The following is a 449-nucleotide window of genomic DNA, read 5'->3' as shown; positions in this document are numbered from 1 at the left end:
ACCTGTACAAGGTGAATACCACTGAGCTTGAAGAGGAAATCGCTGCGCTGAAACCGGAGTTCATGCCATTTGACATTGCTGTGGCGGATTTGAGCTTTATCTCTCTGCGAAAGGTATTGCCCAATATCGCAAAGCTGATGCCAGCCACATGTGAAGGTTTGTTTTTGGTTAAACCCCAATTTGAAGTTGGACCTGAACATATCGGGAAAAGCGGTTTGGTAAAAAATCTCGACGACCTTATCGCGCAATTGGAAGACGATGTAAAAACTTGCTGCACCCAACTCAACTTGACTGTGAAAGATTTTTTCCACTGCGAGTTGAAAGGGGGCGACGGCAATCAGGAATATTTTGTGTACGCAGCGAAAAATATCGATGTTGCGACAAACCAATAACTCTGTGAATGAAAAGACCATGATGAACATCAGCTTTGAGTTTTTCCCCGCGAAAAC

At 44.1% G+C, this 449-nt stretch carries 1 protein-coding gene; it reads left to right on the top strand.

Annotated features, from left to right (window positions below; all coding sequences use genetic code 11):
• On the top strand, positions 1-392 hold a 392-nt coding region (locus GV819_RS32570; protein ID WP_368668964.1), incomplete at its 5' end, for an SAM-dependent methyltransferase.
• Between the last annotated feature and the right edge of the window lie 57 nt (positions 393-449).

Source organism: Pseudomonas sp. Fl5BN2 (assembly GCF_009908205.1).
Classification (GTDB): Bacteria; Pseudomonadota; Gammaproteobacteria; order Pseudomonadales; family Pseudomonadaceae; genus Aquipseudomonas.
Note: the sequence above shows the minus strand (reverse complement) of the source record. Positions and strands in the feature narration are given on the sequence as shown.